At 51.6% G+C, this 2,343-nt stretch carries 1 rRNA gene; it reads left to right on the top strand.

The annotated features are described in order from the left end of the window. Positions 1 to 2,343: ribosomal RNA gene (locus PO768_RS28520) — 23S ribosomal RNA — on the top strand; the annotation flags it as partial.

The raw sequence follows: 2,343 nt of genomic DNA, 5'->3' as shown, positions 1-2,343 counted from the left end.
GCGCAAATAGAGTAGGGCGGGACACGTGAAATCCTGTCTGAATATGGGGGGACCATCCTCCAAGGCTAAATACTCGTAATCGACCGATAGTGAACTAGTACCGTGAGGGAAAGGCGAAAAGAACCCCGGGAGGGGAGTGAAATAGATCCTGAAACCGCATGCATACAAAAAGTAGGAGCCCGCAAGGGTGACTGCGTACCTTTTGTATAATGGGTCAGCGACTTACATTCAGTGGCGAGGTTAACCGAATAGGGAAGCCGTAGAGAAATCGAGTCCGAATAGGGCGAATTAGTCGCTGGGTGTAGACCCGAAACCAAGTGATCTATCCATGGCCAGGATGAAGGTACCGTAACAGGTGCTGGAGGTCCGAACCGACTAATGTTGCAAAATTAGCGGATGAGCTGTGGATAGGGGTGAAAGGCTAAACAAACTTGGAAATAGCTGGTTCTCTCCGAAAACTATTTAGGTAGTGCCTCAAGTATTACCATCGGGGGTAGAGCACTGTTATGGCTAGGGGGTCATGGCGACTTACCAAACCATTGCAAACTCCGAATACCGATGAGTACAGCTTGGGAGACAGAGCACCGGGTGCTAACGTCCGGACTCAAGAGGGAAACAACCCAGACCGCCAGCTAAGGTCCCCAAAATTGGCTAAGTGGGAAACGAAGTGGGAAGGCTAAAACAGTCAGGATGTTGGCTTAGAAGCAGCCATCATTTAAAGAAAGCGTAATAGCTCACTGATCGAGTCGTCCTGCGCGGAAGATGTAACGGGGCTAAGCCAGTTACCGAAGCTGCGGATGTGCAATTTATTGCACGTGGTAGGAGAGCGTTCTGTAAGCCTGTGAAGGTGGGTTGTGAAGCCTGCTGGAGGTATCAGAAGTGCGAATGCTGACATGAGTAGCGTTAAAGGGGGTGAAAAGCCCCCTCGCCGAAAGCGCAAGGTTTCCTACGCAACGTTCATCGGCGTAGGGTGAGTCGGCCCCTAAGGCGAGGCAGAGATGCGTAGCTGATGGGAAACAGGTAAATATTCCTGTACCGATCTGTAATGCGATGTGGGGACGGAGAAGGTTAGCTCAGCCGGGTGTTGGATGTCCCGGTTCAAGCGTGTAGTCGTGCTCTTTAGGCAAATCCGGAGAGCTTAGATGAGGCGTGATAACGAGTCTGCTTGCAGACGAAGTGAGTGATACCCTGCTTCCAGGAAAAGCCACTAAGCTTCAGTTACAGATTGACCGTACCGCAAACCGACACTGGTGCGCGAGATGAGTATTCTAAGGCGCTTGAGAGAACTCTGGAGAAGGAACTCGGCAAATTGACACCGTAACTTCGGAAGAAGGTGTGCCTCTAGTCAGTGAACCATTTACTTGGGGAGCTAAATGAGGCCGCAGAGAATCGGTGGCTGCGACTGTTTATTAAAAACACAGCACTCTGCAAAGACGAAAGTCGACGTAGAGGGTGTGACGCCTGCCCGGTGCTGGAAGATTAAATGCTGGGGTGCAAGCTCTTGACTGAAGTCCCAGTAAACGGCGGCCGTAACTATAACGGTCCTAAGGTAGCGAAATTCCTTGTCGGGTAAGTTCCGACCTGCACGAATGGCGTAACGATGGCCACACTGTCTCCTCCAGAGACTCAGCGAAGTTGAAATGTTTGTGATGATGCAATCTCCCCGCGGAAAGACGGAAAGACCCCATGAACCTTTACTGTAGCTTTACATTGGACTTTGAACAGATCTGTGTAGGATAGGTGGGAGGCTTTGAAGTAGGGACGCTAGTGTCTATGGAGCCAACGTTGAAATACCACCCTGGTGTGTTTGAGGTTCTAACCTTGTCCCGTTATCCGGGATGGGGACAGTGTATGGTGGGCAGTTTGACTGGGGCGGTCTCCTCCCAAAGTGTAACGGAGGAGTTCGAAGGTACGCTAAATACGGTCGGAAATCGTGTTGATAGTGCATTGGCATAAGCGTGCTTGACTGCGAGACTGACAAGTCGAGCAGGTACGAAAGTAGGACAAAGTGATCCGGTGGTTCTGTATGGAAGGGCCATCGCTCAACGGATAAAAGGTACTCTGGGGATAACAGGCTGATACCGCCCAAGAGTTCATATCGACGGCGGTGTTTGGCACCTCGATGTCGGCTCATCTCATCCTGGGGCTGTAGCCGGTCCCAAGGGTATGGCTGTTCGCCATTTAAAGAGGTACGTGAGCTGGGTTTAAAACGTCGTGAGACAGTTTGGTCCCTATCTTCCGTGGGCGCTGCAAGATTGAGAGAGCCTGCTCCTAGTACGAGAGGACCGGAGTGGACGCACCTCTGGTGTATCGGTTGTCACGCCAGTGGCATCGCCGAGTAGC

This window comes from Paucibacter sp. XJ19-41 (assembly GCF_028462495.1).
In the GTDB taxonomy this organism is placed as follows: domain Bacteria; phylum Pseudomonadota; class Gammaproteobacteria; order Burkholderiales; family Burkholderiaceae_C; genus Roseateles_E.
The sequence above is the reverse complement of the archived record's forward strand: the minus strand, read 5'-3'. Positions and strand labels throughout refer to the sequence as shown.